This window comes from Qipengyuania zhejiangensis (genome assembly GCF_035607565.1).
Lineage (GTDB): Bacteria > Pseudomonadota > Alphaproteobacteria > Sphingomonadales > Sphingomonadaceae > Qipengyuania > Qipengyuania zhejiangensis.
In genome coordinates this window covers 729,826-745,387 of the sequence record NZ_JAYKGO010000001.1, presented here as the reverse complement: position 1 = coordinate 745,387, position 15,562 = coordinate 729,826, and the positions used below count along the sequence as shown (strand labels likewise).

Sequence of the window (15,562 nt, the reverse complement as noted above, 5' to 3'; positions counted from 1 at the left end):
GTACCATGTCGCAATGGCGCGCGCCCACAGGCCGACGCCCACCACATTTCTTAGGGAGACACCATGAAGGCCCACATCCTGGCCACCGCTGCCGTAGCGGGACTGCTTGCCGGTTGCAGCACAACCCCCGGCGGAGAAATCGAAACCATGGCCGAAGCCACCGCCATCCCGCAGGGGACCGGGTATTTTGCTTCGGAGAGCACGTTGCCGTTCAAGGCACCGGATTTCACCAAGATCACCGAAGATGATTATGTCCCGGCCTTCGAACAGGGCATGGCGATCCACGCGGCGGAAATCGACGCGATCATTGCCAACCCCGAAGCGCCGACCTTTGCGAACACTATCGTCGCGCTGGAAAAATCGGGTCGCATGCTTGGCCGCGTCGCGACCGTGTTCTTTGCGCTGACCGGTTCCAACACGACGGACCGGCTGGACGAAATCAGCACGCAAATCAGCCCGAAGCTGACGGCTCACGGGGATTCGATCACACTGAACCCCGCGCTCTTCGCCCGCGTGAAGGCGGTGTATGACAACCGCGCCGCGATGGCGATGACGCCCGAAGACGCCAAGCTTCTGGAAGACACGTACGAAGGCATGGTCCACGCCGGTGCCATGCTGACCGACGCCCAGCGCGATCGGGTCAAGGCAATCAACACCGAATTGACCGAAATCACGACCGAATTCGGTCAGACCGTGCGTTCGGCCATGAGCGACCAGCCGCTGGTCGTCGACACCGCCGCCGAACTTGCGGGCCTGTCGGCTGCCGACATCAAGGCCGCGGCCGATCTGGCTGCCGAAAAGGGCCAGCCGGGCAAGTTCGCCATTGCCCTTCAGAACACCACGCAGCAGCCTGTTCTGCCGTCGCTGGAAAATCGTGCGACGCGTGAAAAGCTGTTCAAGCTTTCCTACCACCGCGCCGATGGCCAGCGCGGGTACGACACGCGCGAACTGGTGGCGAAGGTCGCCGAACTCCGCGCCGAAAAGGCGGCCCTGTTCGGACAGCCCGACTGGGCAACCTACGCCATGTGGGACCGGATGGCGGAAAAGCCGGAAACCGCGCTCAACTTCATGGAGCAGATGGTACCCGCCCTTGCCGCGACACAGCGGCGCGAATCGGCGATGCTCAACGAAGCGATCAAGGCCGATGGCGGCAATTACACGGTGCAGCCGTGGGATTGGTATCGTTATGCCAACAAGGTCAAGGCGGAACGCTACGACCTCGATGAAGACGCTGTGATGGAATATTTCCAGCTCGACAAGGTGTTGGAAGACGGTGTGTTTTACGCTGCTGGCAAGCTGTATGGCCTGCGCTTCGAAAAGCGCACCGACCTGCCGGTCTACCATCCGGACGTGACCACCTACACCGTGTTCGACCGTGACGGTTCGGAACTGGGCATCTTCTATTTCGATCCGTTCCAGCGCCCTTCCAAGCGCGGTGGCGCATGGATGAGCAACTTCGTCGACCAGAGCTACCTGTGGGGCAACAAGCCCGTGATCTACAACGTGCTCAACATTCCCAAGGCACCGGCGGGCGAAGTCCAGCTGGTCAGCTTCGACAATGTGAACACGCTGTTCCATGAATTCGGTCACGCGCTGCACGGCTTCTTCGCCGACCAGCGGTATGAAAGCCTTTCGGGCACCGCCACGGCACGCGATTTCGTGGAGTATCCGAGCCAGGTGAACGAGATCTGGGCAACCTATCCCGAAGTGCTGGCCAATTACGCCAAGCATTACGAGACCGGCGCCACGATCCCGACCGAGATGATCGAGAAGATCGAAGCTGCGTCCAAGTTCAACCAGGGATATGATTTCGGCGAAGTCGTCGAAGCGGCCCTGCTCGACATGAAGTGGAGCGCGCTGTCGAAGGCCGAAGCGGCCGCGATCGACACGCCTGAAAAGGTCGATGCGTTCGAACGTCAGTCACTGGAAGAACTGGGCCTGGAAATCGATCTGGTGCCGCCGCGCTATCGCAGCACCTATTTCAACCACATCTTCTCCGGCCCGGCCGGATATTCGGCTGGCTATTACAGCTATTTGTGGACCGAAATGCTCGATCGTGACAGCCGCAAGTGGTTCATGGAAAACGGCGGGCTGACGCGCGCCAACGGCGATCACTATCGCGCCACCGTGCTCAGCCGCGGCGGCACGATGGATTACTTCCAGATGTTCCAGAACTTTGCCGGCCGTGCGCCGGACGTCACCCCAATGCTCGAAGCGCGCGGCCTTGTCGCGGGCGACACGGGCGAGTGATCAGATAACGACAAGTGCCCGGGTGTTCGGTTCGCCGATCCACCGGGTGCTGACATTCCAGACGCGCTCGATCACATCGTGGTCGAGCGCGTCTTCGCATGGACCGTCGGCGGCGATTGACCCGCCATCCAGAACCACCACGCGGTCGGCATGGTTCATCGCATGGGCAAGGTCATGGAGCACGAGGACCACGCCTGTTCCCTTGTCCGCCTCGATCCGCAGATGTCTCAGCAGTGCCAGCTGGTGCGCCAGATCGAGCGCGGCGAGCGGCTCGTCGGCGAGAATCCAACGCGGCTCGCCGGCCAGTACGCGCGCCAGAAGCACACGTGCGGTTTCGCCGCCCGACAGCGATTGCGCCCGGCGATCCGCCAGGTGCCCGATGTCGAGCGCATCCAACGCCGCCTCGACCGGGCCTGACAGGGCATCGCGATGCGCCATCCGGCCCAGCGCAACGAGGCTTCTGACCGGCACATCCCACGCAATTTCATGCGCCTGCGGAAGATATCCGATGCACCGTGCCCGTTCGCGCGGGGGGAGCGAGCCGAGTTCCGCATCGCCAAGCGTCACCGTACCGCCATCAGGCCGCGAAAGGCCGGCCAAGGCTTCGATCAGGGTCGACTTGCCCGCGCCGTTCGGTCCGCAAATCGCGGTGATCGTCCCCGGTTCGAGCGATAGGGAGACGTCCTGCAATCTGCCACCAATGGACAGGCCGTGTGCCGCGATCCTCATGCCAGCCCCTTGCGCATCCGCAGCAGCAGCCACAGGAAGAACGGCGCGCCGAGCAGGCTGAGAGCGATGCCCAGCCGTAGTTCGGTCACGAACGGCAGCACGCGCACCGCGCTGTCCGCAACCAGCACCAGCAATCCGCCTGCAAGGGCGCTGGGAACGACGAGCTGCGATGGTCGGCCATCGGTCAGCGGGCGAACGAGGTGCGGCACGATAAGACCGACGAAACCGATAATGCCCGCCACCGCCACGCTTGCGCCCACCGTCAAACCGATCCCCGCGATCAGCAGCCACAGTAAAACCCGCGTATCGACCCCCAGCGAACGCGCGACCGGTTCGCCCAGCGTCAGCGCATCGAGCGCGGCTCCGCAGCGCCACAAGAGCAGCACACCCGGTATGACCAGCGGTGCGGCCAACCACACTTCGCGCCAGCTCCGATCGGTAAGCGCGCCGTTGAGCCACATGACGATCTCGCTCATCGCAAAGGCGTTCGGCGCCATGCTGATGGCCAACGCGGTCAGCGCCCCAGCCAGGCTTGCCACCATCAATCCGGCCAGCGTGAACAGCGCAATCCCGCCGGTCCGTCCCGCAATCGCAGCCAGTAGCGCCATCGCACCGCCCGCGCCGATCAGCGCGAACACCGGCAAAAGGAAAGGCGACGCCCCATATCCGAACCACAGCGCGGTGACCGCCCCCAGCGCCGCACCGGGCGCGATGCCGAACAGGCCGGGATCGGCCAGCGGGTTACGCAGATATCCCTGCATCGCCGCACCCGCCGCGCCCAGGCCGGCGCCCACGATCACGGCCAGCACGCTGCGTGGCAGCCGCAGTTCGGCAAGAATGATCGCCGCGTTGGGCGTGGCAGCCGGGTCGAGCCAGACACGCCCAGCCAGAAGCGAAAGGGGAAACGCGACCACCAGCAGCAGGGCAAGGATCGCTGCGGCGCGGTTCATGGCATCGCACCGCGAATGGCGGCCAGACGTTCAGCCGCGCGCGCGATCGTCGGCCCGCCGCAATAGATCAGCCGCGTGTCGAAGGGTTCGCGCCGCATGGCAGGCAGGTTTTCCAGCGCGGGATGGCGTTGACCGACATCGCTTCCCGCGACCAGCAGCACATCGGGCGGATCGGCCAGGACCTGCTCCAAGGCGAGGTAGTCGGCCTGCGCCAGGCCGCGCCGTGCGCCGTAACCGGCAAAGCCCGTGCGGCGCAGCAGATCGCTGACAAGCGCCGCTTCGCCGGGCACGATACCACCCGGTTGCCACACCGCCGCCTCGACCGTGCCTGCACCCTGTCCGGTTGCGCGCCGCAACGCGTCCCCGATCCGCCTGACCAATGCCTGCCCGGCCTCGGGATGCCCGGCCATGTCTGCGAGCGCCCTCACCTGGTCCAGGCTCTGCTCGACGCTGGTGGTGCCGCCGAAAGTCTCGACCCGAACGCCAAGGTCCGTGAACGCCGAGCGTGTGGCGGGTGCAAGGAAACTGGACGCGACGACGATATCGGGATCCAGCGCAAGGACTTCCTCGACCGTCCCGCCGGTCGCGGCAAATCTTGCTGCGTCCGCCGGATCTATCGAGCTTGCGTTCGGGTCCTTGCTGTAATGCGAAATCGCCAGAAGTTGCCCCGGCGCCGTGACTTCGGCGAGGATCGCATCGGTGCACGGATTGAGGCTGACGATGGTGGGGCGCGCTTCCTCGGGCGTGGCCGCCCGCTGCCCGCCCGCGCATCCGGCAAGCAGCAGGACAGCCGCGGGCAGCAGGCGCATCACATGCTTGCCCTCACCCCGACAAACGCCCCACGACCCGGCGACGCGTAACCGGCTGCATTGCGGTAATCGGCGTCGAACACGTTCTCGACCCGGCCATACACTTCGATCGCGTCGGAAACCGGTGCCGCGGCGCGAAGGTCGAACACTTCATACCCGTCCAGCCGGACGGTGTTGGCCGCGTTGTCGAAACTTGGCCCGACCAGCCGTAAATCGGCGCCTATCTTCAGGCCGAACGGCGCGTTGTAATCGGCATACAGAGTGCCGAAGTGCCGGGGTCGGCGGGCAAGGTCGAGTCCGCTCGTGCGGTCCTGCGTGTCGACATAGCTGTAGACACCGGACAGGCGCAGCCCATCGGCGATATCGACGCCCGCTTCGACCTCGATGCCTTGCGCGCGTGCGCGGGCGGTGTTGTCGTAAAAGCCGGACGGCCGGGCGGCGCTGAAGGCGAAGCTGATCAGGTCTTCGCTGTCACGCCGAAAACCCGTCAGCGCCAGGTGGGTGCCGCGACCGCGCTCGCCCTTCTCCACCCCCAGATCGAAGCTGGTGCTTTCTTCCGGACGCAACTCGGCGTTGCCGAAGAACGAATAGAGCTGAAACAGCGTGGGTGCCTTGAACCCTTCGCCAAGGCTGGCACGAACGCGCCAGTCCTGGCCAAGACCGTAGGACAGGTCTGCGCCATAGCTGGCGTTGGTGCCGAAGATCTCATGATCGTCGATCCGCGATCCGACATGCGCGGCAAACCCGCCCATCGCCGCACCCAACTGGACATAGGCACCGGTCGCGCTGACGCCGGCCGCCGTGTCGTAGGTGGTGGCGTAATCGCTCCATTCGTGTTCGGCCCCGAACGCCACCGTCACCGGACCGATGGCCCGGTATTCGCCGCGCATCTGGATGCGCTGCGACTGGCCGTCGCTGGCGAAAGTTTGCGCGCCGTCATCGTCGAAATTGTCCCTTTCGGTGTCCGCCAGGCTGTAGGCGGCGCGCAAGGTGAGGTCATTGCCGTAATAGGCAAAGCCGACATCGCCCCAATGACGGCGGGTTTCCTGCGTTTCGAAGGTATCGGCCAGCGTGTAGGCCGGCGGCGGGAAACCATCCGTGTCGAGTTCGCCCCTGCTCCAGTTGGCATGGGCAAAGACTTCGAGGTTGCTGGTCACATCGACAAACGCCGATCCGCCCAGCGCCACCTGTTCGAACCCGTCGGGCTCTTCACCCGATGCCGCGGCGGAAAAACCGTCCGTTCGGAAAAAGGAACCGGTCAGGCCGACGAAATAGCCCTCGTCGCTCAATCCGCCGGATGCGCTGGCAAAGATCGTGTCGCGCGAACCGGCCTCGAAATTGCCCTGAAACCCGATGTTGCCGCGGGTGGACACGTCCACCACGCCGCCGATCGCGTCCGACCCCCAGATCGTGCTGTTCGATCCGCGCAGGATATCGAATTTGCCCGCGGTACCGAGCAGGAGGTTGCCGAAGTCGAATCCGCCGCCTGGCGAAGCCTGATCGGCCACGCGCACGCCATCGACCAGCACCAGCAGCTGTTCCGAATTCGCACCGCGCAAGCTGACGCCGGTGAAGCCGCCCACACCGCCGTTGCGCGTGATCGACAGACCCGGTGTGCGCTGGAGCACGCGGGTGGCGTCGGGGCCCTGCACGCTCTCGATCTCGACGCGGTCCATGATCGTGACGGCCTGGCCGGTGTTGGCAATCGCGGTGCCCAGCCCGTTGGCGGTAACGGTGATCGTCGGCTCGCGGAGATCTCCGGTAACAATCGGTTCCGGCACCTCGTCATGCTCGGTCCGCGAACCATAATTGACCAGACGATCCTCCTGCTCTCGAAGTTCCTCTTCAGACAGAGGAACGTCCTGCGCGAACGCAGCACACGGAAGCATCGAAACACTTAGCAAAAACAGAAATTTGGACACAATATCTCCAATCATAAGCGAAACGCCGCTCATGACGGGAGAGAGCAGGATTGCCCGTCTCCACGTTTGCCTTCGGTACACCCCGCCCGCGGCTGAACGACACGCATTGGCAGGTCTCCTGACTCCCGGATCGTCGTTCACCCGCCGCCTTCCCGGTTTCCCAGTGGACTATGGCGGGATCGCTCCCCGGTCACAGTTGCGGGGGCAGCGGAGGTGTTGCACCTCCTTCCCTCTTAGGGCCTGCGCGAACAGGCCAACCGATGACGCGAAATGGCCCTAACCCGCGTTCTTACCGGACACAAGATGGTGGCAATATTAAGCTTTGGGGCAGTAAGGCGGGCACCGGCGCGCGTCCCGTCATGGGACCGGCGGCGCAAAACACTCTCGCACGGCCGCGGCGCGCGGTATGGCGGGCCTGAAGGACGAAGCGGGTTGGACGACACAGTGGCACTATCAGGCAGGTTTGCACCGGGCGCACGTCCGGGCGCCTCGCCGCGTGCGCAGCGGCGTCACCAGCGCCGTCACGGCCGCCGCCAGTTCGCCGTTCGCGCCGCCCTGCTGGTCGGGGCGATTGGGCTGCCGACCGTCGCTGCACAAGGCCAGTGGGCCACCAGCCTACGCAGCGCGATCGGATTTGGTGACGAACGCGTTGCGCTGACCCCTATGCCGTTTGAAACGCCCGGGGAAAGCTTTCCCGGTTCTGCGTTCTACTTCCTCGAGGATGCACCGCGCCTGGCCACCGATCTGTCGGACTTGCGCGAAGACGAAGGCGTGCTGGAAACGGTCGAATTCGCAGAGAGCCACGGTGCCGGCGCGGCCGCGCAGGCGTTCCGCCAGGCCGGCAACGGGCTGGACAAAGCGCGGGCGCTGCAATGCCTTTCCATGGCCGTCTATTACGAAGCGGCTAGCGAGAGCTACGAAGGCCAGCAGGCGGTGGCCCAGGTGGTCCTGAACCGCGTGGCGCATCCGGCCTATCCTGCCAGCGTGTGCGGCGTTGTGTTCCAGGGGTCGGAGCGCAAGACCGGCTGCCAGTTTTCCTTCACCTGCGACGGTTCCATGCGCCGCATCCCGTCGCGCCAGGGCTGGGCCCGGGCGCAATCCGTGGCGCTGGGCGCCTTGGCCGGCGGCGTCTTCCGGCCGATCGGCCTGGCCACGCATTACCACACGAATTACGTGAACCCGTACTGGGCCGCGAGCCTCGATCTCGTCGGGACGATTGGCGCGCACCGTTTTTATCGCTGGAAAGGTGGCGCAGGCCGTGCCGGCGCATTTAGCCAGGGTTACGCCGGAACCGAACCGCTGGCGGCTGCTGGCACGCGCCAGTCGGTTTCGGAAACTTCGCAATCCGCCGGCGCGGCCATGCCGCCGCCCAATTCCGCACTCGGCACCGATGGCAAGGCCGATGCACCCGTCGGTGCCGCGGCACCGGCAGTCCGCGGCGATATGCGTGGCGACACCCTGCCCCTGTCGGGACAGGTGAAAAAGGAATACGCCAACAGCGGCCGCTGGATTCGCGAACCGGGCAAAACCCAATAATTCGCCAATTTCCGTCGGTGTTTACGTCTTCACAACCATGCTGCGGAACCGAAGTTTAGCGGCCTTGCCCTATGGTGTTGCCAGTCGCACCCCAAACGGGGGCCCTTCCGTCGCAGGAGCACACGATGCCCGTTCATTTCGCCGCCGCACGATCCACCGCCCATTCGCCGATTGCGCGCGCCCTTGCGAAAAAGGCTTTGGGCCGTGCAGCCAACGACAATGGCGATGTGGCGCAAACGGCATCTGCATCGTTCGACACGACCATGCGGGGCGCGCTCAAGCATTTTGCAGAACATGGTCTCGGTGCAGCGCAGGCTGCCCGCCACCAGGCCGAGCAGGCGCATCGTGCCGGTGACGAACAGGGGTATGATTGGTGGTTGGGGGTCTGCCGGACGCTCGATCGCGGGCTGGCAGCAAGGCTCGAACGCAACTACGCCGGGGCCAGCGCGCTCATATCCTGACCCCGCAATGTCGGCGGGTAATGACGCCTTCTCCCTTCACTGTAATCGATCGCCGAAATCGCAGCACGGGCCACCGCGTCCGTTCGCGCTGGCGGACCTTTGACGTGCGACCGGCGTTGAGCAGGTGCAGGATGGGTGCAAACGCGTCTATCGCTAATGCGAACCAGTTGCAAAGATAGTTCCGCGAGGCTGCCGATTGGCGGTTGCAATCGCCCCTTTCGAGGCCTAGGCCGCTCAGGCAATCGACCGGGTGCCGTTCCGCCTTGCGGGACATTTACGGTACGGCCCACATCGGTCCGGGTATCATCGTTGTCCCGCACGACAAGGCAAGGACCCTTCCACAGATGGCACGCAAGAAGATCGCCCTTATTGGCGCCGGCATGATCGGCGGCACGCTCGCCCACCTCGCGGCGAAGAAGGAAATGGGCGACATCGTCCTGTTCGACATCGCCGAAGGCATGCCCCAGGGCAAGGCGCTCGACCTTTCGCAGTGCGGCCCCATCGAAGGGTTCGACGCCAGCATCACCGGCACCAACGACTACGCCGACATCGCCGGCGCAGACGTGGTCATCGTGACCGCGGGCGTCGCCCGCAAGCCCGGCATGAGCCGCGACGATCTCCTCGGCATCAACCTCAAGGTGATGAAGTCGGTCGGCGAAGGCATCAGGAACAACTGTCCCGACGCATTCGTGATCTGCATCACCAACCCGCTCGACGCGATGGTCTGGGCGCTGCGCGAATTTTCCGGCCTGCCGCACAGCAAGGTCGTCGGCATGGCCGGCGTGCTCGATTCTGCGCGCTTTGCCACTTTCCTCGCGTGGGAATTCGGCGTCTCGGTGAAGGATGTGAACGCGTTCGTTCTCGGCGGCCACGGCGACACGATGGTTCCGGTGCTTTCCTATTCGACCATCAGCGGCATTCCGGTCGGTGACCTCGCCAAGATCAAGGGTGTCGATGCGGGCCGCCTTGACGAAATCGTCCAGCGCACCCGTTCGGGCGGCGGCGAAATCGTCGGCCTGCTGAAGACCGGCTCGGCTTATTACGCACCCGCGACCAGCGCCATTTCGATGGCCGAAGCCTATCTCGGCGACCAGAAGCGTATCCTTCCCTGCGCCGCCTATGTCGAAGGCAAGTACGGCGTTGACGGCCTTTACGTGGGCGTTCCCGCCGTGATCGGTGCCGACGGCATCGAGGAAATCGTCGAGATCGAGCTGAACGACGAGGAAAAGAACAACCTCAAGGTATCGACCGACGCCGTCGAGGAACTGCTCGACGTGTGCCGCGGCATGGACGGCTCGCTCGGCTAAGGGCTGCTGCCATGCATCGCCTAACCGCACTGACTGCAACAGCAGCCCTGCTTTCCGCACCCGCGGCCGCGCAGGAAGCCCCCGCCGATTCCGCCCAGATCGCCGCGGCGATCGAGGCGTGCAGCGCCATCACCAGTCCCACCTGGATCGAACTCAAGCAATTGCCCGATCACGGCTGGGAACCGGTGAAGAAGCGCGGAGGCGGTCGCAGTGCGATGGTCGTGCGCGGCGCGTATGAAAAGCGCGGCAACGAAGCCCTGATCATCATCGGCAAGGATGAGCTCAAGGCCAAGTCGTGCGTCGTCTTCGCCCGCCTTCAGGCCACCGGCGATTATGGGCCGACCGCACAGGGCGTTTCGCAGCTTATCGGTATGCCGCTGCGCGCCGATGGGCCAACATACTTCTGGGTCCTTGGCGACAAGAACATCCGCCTCGATCCAGCCGGGGATCGCGACAAGCCGATCGCCCGTTTCGAAATAACCGCAATCCCCCAGGAGAGTGCCGAATGAGTATCCTCGTCGACAAGAACACCAAGGTCATCACGCAGGGAATGACCGGCGATACCGGCACGTTCCACACAGAGCAGGCGCTGGCCTACGGCACGCAGATGGTTGCAGGCGTAACCCCCGGCAAGGGCGGCACCGAACATATCGGCCTGCCTGTTTACAACACGGTTGCCGAAGCGAAATCCGCCACCGGAGCGACCGCATCGTGCATTTACGTGCCGCCGCCGTTCGCCGCCGATTCGATCCTCGAGGCGATCGATGCCGAGATCGAGCTGATCGTCGCCATCACCGAAGGTATTCCGGTTCTGGACATGGTCCGCGTGAAGCGGGCTCTCACCGGCTCCAAATCGCGCCTCATCGGCCCGAACTGCCCCGGCGTGCTGACGCCCGGCGAATGCAAGATCGGCATCATGCCGGGTTCGATTTTCCAGAAGGGCAGCGTGGGCGTGGTAAGCCGCTCGGGCACCCTGACCTACGAAGCCGTGCACCAGACCACCATGGTCGGCCTTGGCCAGACAACCGCTGTCGGCATTGGCGGCGACCCGGTCAACGGCACGAACTTCATCGACGTCCTCGACCTGTTTCTCAAGGACGATGAAACCAAGTCGATCATCATGATCGGCGAAATCGGCGGCAGCGCCGAAGAAGAAGCAGCCGAATTCATCGCCCACCAGGCGAAGAAGGGCGTGAGCAAGCCGATGGTCGGCTTCATCGCCGGTCGCACGGCGCCTCCGGGCCGCCGCATGGGCCATGCCGGTGCCATTGTGAGCGGCGGCCAGGGCGGTGCGGACGACAAGATCGCCGCGATGGAAAAGGCGGGCATCCGCGTTTCCCCCTCGCCCAGCGAACTCGGCACCACGCTCGACGCGCTGCTCAAGGAACTCGCCTGATCCGCGATGCGGAACGGCTTGTTCCTCCCCGGGAGCCTTCCGCACCGCCGACGCATTGGCATTGTGAGCCGACACTGATGTCGGTGCGAAAGGGACCCGATGGGTAACGAAAGCCAGACCTTCCTTCCCGAGTTTTCCGATCAGGAAGGCCCGCAACCCGGCCCCAGCTGGGCCAATCCGCGCTGGCTGTCCGAAGTGGTCGACAGCGAAACCGATCTTGTCGCTGCCCTCGATCCCACGCAGATGCGGTTCGCGGTGGCGCAGGCGGCCGCGAAGGCAGGAAAGCCACTCGATCAGAAGGCGCTGGAGCAGGCGGCGGACGATTCCATTCGCGCCATGTTGCTGGTGCGGCTCTACCGCGTCCGCGGGCATTTGGCCGCGGACCTCGATCCGCTGGGGCTGTCGCACCGCGAAGTTCCCGAAGACCTCACGCTGGAATGGCACGGATTTGACGGCCAGGAAGGCCGCGAAGTCTATGTCGGCGGCGTGTTCGGGTACCAGTGGGTTACCGTTCGCGATCTCTACAACTCTCTGCGCACGACCTATTGCGGCAATGTCGGCCTGGAATACATGCACATTGCGGACACGGAGGAACGCCGTTTCCTCCAGGACAAGTTCGAAACCCCGCAAGAGACGATCCATTTCAGCGACGAAGGCAAGCGTGCCATCCTGGCTGCCGTGATCCGCGGCGAGCAGTACGAAAAATTTCTCGGCAAGAAATACGTCGGCACCAAGCGTTTCGGCCTCGACGGCGGCGAATCCATGATCCCCGCCCTCGAAGCCGTCATCAAGTATGGCGGCCAGCTGGGCGTGCGCGAAATCATCTATGGCATGGCCCACCGCGGCCGCCTGAACGTTCTGGCGAACGTCATGGGCAAGCCGTACAAGGTGATCTTCCACGAATTTTCGGGCGGTTCGTCCAATCCCGACGATGTCGGCGGTTCGGGCGACGTGAAGTATCACCTCGGCACCAGCACCGATCGCACGTTCGACGGGATCGACGTGCACATGAGCCTCGTGCCCAACCCCAGCCACCTCGAAGCGGTGAACCCGGTCGTGCTCGGCAAGACCCGCGCGCAGCAGGCCATCCGGGACGACCTCAAGAAGCACGAGCAGGTCCTGCCCGTCCTGCTTCACGGCGATGCGGCCTTTGCCGGCCAGGGTATCGTGTGGGAATGCCTCGGCTTTTCGGGTGTGCGCGGGTACAACACCGGCGGCTGCCTGCATTTCGTGATCAACAACCAGATCGGTTTCACCACCAGCCCGCAATTCGCGCGGTCCAGCCCCTATCCCAGCGATGTGGCGAAGGGCGTTCAGGCGCCGATCCTGCACGTCAACGGCGACGATCCCGAAGCGGTTACCTTCGCCTGCAAGCTGGCGGTGGAATACCGCCAGGTGTTCGGCCGCGATATCGTTATCGACATGTGGTGTTACCGCCGGTTCGGCCACAACGAGGGTGACGAACCAAAATTCACCCAGCCGCTGATGTACGACCGTATCCGCGCGCATCCCAAGGTGAGCGAAATCTATTCCGCCCGCCTCCTCGAGGAAGGCGTGATCGACGCAGGATACGCCGACGGCCTGTGCGCCGAATTCAACGACCACCTGGAAGAAGAATTCGCCGCTGCGAAGGACTACAAGCCCAACGAAGCCGACTGGTTCGGTGGTCGCTGGGCCGGTATGAACAAGCCCGCCGATCCGGAAACTGCCCGCCGTAACGTGGACACCGCACTGCCCAAGAAGCTGTTCGACAGCCTTGGCCGCACGCTGACCACCGTTCCGGACGATCTCACGATCCACAAGACGCTGGGCCGCGTGATCGATGCCAAGCGGGAGATGTTCGAAACCGGCGAAGGGTTCGACTGGGCAACCGGCGAAGCGCTGGCTTTCGGCAGCCTCGTGACAGAAGGGTTCGGCGTGCGCCTGTCAGGCCAGGATTCCGGACGCGGCACGTTCAGCCAGCGTCACGCGGTCTGGACCGACCAGACGGATGAGCGCAAGTACATCCCGCTTTGCACCCTGCCCCACGGCAAGTTCGAAGTGTATGACAGTCCGCTGTCCGAATACGGTGTGCTCGGCTTCGAATATGGCTTTGCCATGGCCGATCCCAAGAGCCTGGTGATGTGGGAGGCGCAGTTCGGCGATTTCGTCAACGGCGCGCAGATCATGATCGACCAGTTCATCGCGGCGGGCGAAGCCAAGTGGCTGCGGGCCAACGGCCTCGTACTGTTGCTGCCCCACGGGTACGAAGGGCAGGGCCCCGAACACAGTTCCGCACGCCTCGAACGGTTCCTGCAACTGTGTGCGAACGACAACATCCAGGTGTGCAACATCACCACCCCGGCCAATTACTTCCATGTTCTTCGCCGTCAGATGTTGCGGCAGTTCCGCAAACCGCTGGTCATCATGACCCCGAAGAGCCTGCTTCGCCACCCGCTGGCCAAGTCCAGCGCCGAGGAGTTCATGGGCGATCACCACTTCATGCGGATCAAGTCCGACATGACGCAGATTGCCGATACGAAGGTCCGCCGCCTGGTCCTTTGCAGCGGCAAGGTTGCCTATGACCTGATGCAGCGCCGCGACGCCGAAGGGCTGGAGGATGTTTCGATCGTGCGGATCGAACAGATCTATCCGTTCCCGGGCCAGGCGCTGGCCGAACGTCTCAAGCGGATGACCAATCTCGAAGAGATCGTCTGGTGCCAGGAAGAACCCAAGAACAACGGTGCGTGGTTCTTCGTGGACCGGCTCATCGAAGAAGCCGCGCAAGCGGCGGGCAAGGACGGGATGCGCCCGGTCTATGCAGGCCGCGAAGTGGCCGCATCGCCGGCCACCGGTTTCGCCAGCCGTCACCAGGTCCAACAGGAAGCACTGGTTTCCATCGCCCTTGGCCTGGCCGATGGCGGCGAAGCGGCACGAAACGCAAAATCCCCGAAAAACAACGAGAAGGCCTGAGGAACTGTCATGGCTACTGAAGTCAAAGTCCCTACGCTGGGCGAATCGGTTACCGAAGCCACCATCGGCGAACTGCTGAAGAAGGTTGGCGATTCCGTGGCGGTCGACGAACCGATCGCCAGCCTGGAAACCGACAAGGTCGCGGTGGAAGCCCCCTCGCCCGTCGCCGGTGTGATCAAGGAATTCCGTGTCGCGGTCGGTGACACCGTCGAAGTCGACGCGGTAATCGCGGTGATCGAAGAAGGCGCTGCCGCGGCAAAGCCCGCACCGGCTGAAGCACCCAAGGCAGCCGCACCCGATGCCGGCGTCGAAAAGGCCGCCCCGGCGCAGGCCAAGGAAGCCACCGGCGGCGACGCGTCGCAGACACTTAGCCCGGCGGTTCGCCGCGCGGTACTCGAACACGGTGTGGACCCGTCGACGATCAAGGGTACCGGCCGGGATGGCCGCCTGACCAAGGAAGACGTGATCGCGGCGGCGCAGGCGAAGAAGACCGGCGGCGAAGCCCCCGCATCGTCAACGCCCGCACCCGCCAGCGCCGCCGGCGAACGCCGCGAAGAGCGCGTCAAGATGACCCGTATGCGCCAGACCATCGCCAAGCGGCTCAAGGGTGCGCAGGAAAACGCAGCGCTGCTGACCACCTTCAACGATGTCGACATGTCGGCGGTGATGGAGGCGCGTGCCCGATACAAGGACATGTTCGCCAAGAAGCACGACATCCGTCTGGGCTTCATGGGCTTCTTCGCCAAGGCGGCCTGCCTGGCGCTGAAGGACGTGCCGTCGGTCAACGCCTACATCGAAGGCGATGAAATCGTCTATCACGACTACGTCGATATCTCGGTGGCCGTATCGGCACCGAACGGCCTGGTCGTTCCCGTCATTCGCGATGCGCAGGACAAGGGTTTCGCGCAGATCGAGAAGGATATCGCCGATTTCGGCAAGCGCGCCAAGGACGGCACGCTGACGATGGACGACATGAAGGGCGGCACGTTCACGATCTCCAACGGCGGCGTGTTCGGATCGCTGATGAGCACCCCCATCATCAACCCGCCGCAAAGCGCGGTGTTGGGACTTCACCGGATCGACGACCGGCCCGTCGTCGTCGATGGCGAGATCGTTATCCGCCCGATGATGTACATCGCCCTGTCCTACGACCACCGCCTGATCGACGGCCGCGAAGCGGTCACCGCACTCAAGATCATCAAGGAAGCGATCGAAGATCCCACGCGGATGCTGATCGACCTCTGAGGAAG

At 64.1% G+C, this 15,562-nt stretch carries 12 protein-coding genes and 1 riboswitch; of the genes, 8 read left to right on the top strand and 4 right to left on the bottom strand.

The features are described 5' to 3' along the window. Positions 1 to 63 precede the first annotated feature (63 nt). Positions 64 to 2,250, top strand: coding sequence for a M3 family metallopeptidase (locus VR863_RS03600; RefSeq protein WP_324827058.1), 2,187 nt, complete (start codon positions 64 to 66; stop codon positions 2,248 to 2,250). On the opposite strand, the gene VR863_RS03595 is transcribed toward VR863_RS03600, so the two are convergent. From VR863_RS03595 to VR863_RS03580, 4 genes are read right to left on the bottom strand one after another with little or no spacing between them, the layout of a single operon-like run. Further along, positions 2,251 to 2,979: an ABC transporter ATP-binding protein gene (locus VR863_RS03595; RefSeq protein ID WP_324827057.1), complete on the bottom strand. Its 729-nt coding sequence runs from the start codon at positions 2,977 to 2,979 to the stop codon at positions 2,251 to 2,253. Further along, positions 2,976 to 3,929, bottom strand: a complete 954-nt coding sequence (locus tag VR863_RS03590) for a FecCD family ABC transporter permease (protein ID WP_324827056.1) — start codon at positions 3,927 to 3,929, stop codon at positions 2,976 to 2,978. The genes VR863_RS03595 and VR863_RS03590 overlap by 4 nt, the downstream gene beginning before the upstream one ends. Beyond that, positions 3,926 to 4,738 (bottom strand): ABC transporter substrate-binding protein, encoded by an 813-nt coding sequence (locus VR863_RS03585; protein ID WP_324827055.1) that lies wholly within the window; start codon positions 4,736 to 4,738, stop codon positions 3,926 to 3,928. Before VR863_RS03585 ends, VR863_RS03590 begins: the two co-directional genes overlap by 4 nt. Further along, positions 4,738 to 6,627: a TonB-dependent receptor plug domain-containing protein gene (locus VR863_RS03580; protein WP_324827054.1), complete on the bottom strand. Its 1,890-nt coding sequence runs from the start codon at positions 6,625 to 6,627 to the stop codon at positions 4,738 to 4,740. Before VR863_RS03580 ends, VR863_RS03585 begins: the two co-directional genes overlap by 1 nt. Before the next feature lie 124 nt (positions 6,628 to 6,751). Then, positions 6,752 to 6,937, bottom strand: a riboswitch (cobalamin riboswitch). 155 nt (positions 6,938 to 7,092) lie between these two features. Here VR863_RS03580 and VR863_RS03575 point away from each other — a divergent pair. The 7 genes from VR863_RS03575 (at position 7,093) to odhB (ending at position 15,557) form a co-directional block, all read left to right on the top strand. Continuing rightward, positions 7,093 to 8,196, top strand: coding sequence for a cell wall hydrolase (locus VR863_RS03575; protein ID WP_324827053.1), 1,104 nt, complete (start codon positions 7,093 to 7,095; stop codon positions 8,194 to 8,196). Between the two features lie 125 nt (positions 8,197 to 8,321). After that, the gene (locus VR863_RS03570) at positions 8,322 to 8,657 is read left to right on the top strand and encodes a hypothetical protein (RefSeq protein WP_324827052.1); all 336 of its coding nucleotides are present in this window, start codon (positions 8,322 to 8,324) and stop codon (positions 8,655 to 8,657) included. Between the two features lie 344 nt (positions 8,658 to 9,001). Continuing rightward, positions 9,002 to 9,964: a malate dehydrogenase gene (gene mdh / locus VR863_RS03565; RefSeq protein ID WP_324827051.1), complete on the top strand. Its 963-nt coding sequence runs from the start codon at positions 9,002 to 9,004 to the stop codon at positions 9,962 to 9,964. 11 nt (positions 9,965 to 9,975) lie between these two features. Then, positions 9,976 to 10,473 (top strand): hypothetical protein, encoded by a 498-nt coding sequence (locus VR863_RS03560; protein WP_324827050.1) that lies wholly within the window; start codon positions 9,976 to 9,978, stop codon positions 10,471 to 10,473. Next, positions 10,470 to 11,360 (top strand): succinate--CoA ligase subunit alpha, encoded by an 891-nt coding sequence (gene sucD / locus VR863_RS03555; protein ID WP_324827049.1) that lies wholly within the window; start codon positions 10,470 to 10,472, stop codon positions 11,358 to 11,360. The genes VR863_RS03560 and sucD overlap by 4 nt, the downstream gene beginning before the upstream one ends. Before the next feature lie 99 nt (positions 11,361 to 11,459). Beyond that, positions 11,460 to 14,312, top strand: a complete 2,853-nt coding sequence (locus VR863_RS03550; RefSeq protein ID WP_324827048.1) for a 2-oxoglutarate dehydrogenase E1 component — start codon at positions 11,460 to 11,462, stop codon at positions 14,310 to 14,312. 9 nt (positions 14,313 to 14,321) lie between these two features. Continuing rightward, positions 14,322 to 15,557 (top strand): 2-oxoglutarate dehydrogenase complex dihydrolipoyllysine-residue succinyltransferase, encoded by a 1,236-nt coding sequence (gene odhB, locus VR863_RS03545; RefSeq protein ID WP_324827047.1) that lies wholly within the window; start codon positions 14,322 to 14,324, stop codon positions 15,555 to 15,557. Positions 15,558 to 15,562 lie beyond the last annotated feature (5 nt).